Raw genomic sequence first — 210 nt, forward strand, 5'->3', positions numbered from 1 at the left:
ATATTCTGAAGCAGGTGCGCGACGCGCTGCCGCTGATGCCTGGCCTGACCGAGCTGGTGCAGAAGCTGCAGGCGCTGGGATGGCAGGTCGCCATCGCCTCCGGCGGTTTTACCTATTTCGCGGAATACCTGCGCGACACGCTCCATCTGGCGCACGTCGCCGCTAATGAACTGGAGATGCGCGACGGCAAGCTGACCGGCGAGGTGCTGG

General features: G+C 64.3%; 1 protein-coding gene. It reads left to right on the forward strand.

Going from position 1 to position 210, the window contains the following annotated elements; all coding sequences use genetic code 11:
• Window positions 1-210, forward strand: a 210-nt coding sequence (locus B3797_RS17135) for a haloacid dehalogenase-like hydrolase (RefSeq protein ID WP_311791699.1), incomplete at both ends; no start/stop codon positions are given.

The sequence above is a fragment of the Pantoea sp. UBA5923 genome, assembly GCF_002431095.1.
Classification (GTDB): Bacteria; Pseudomonadota; Gammaproteobacteria; order Enterobacterales; family Enterobacteriaceae; genus Pantoea; species Pantoea piersonii.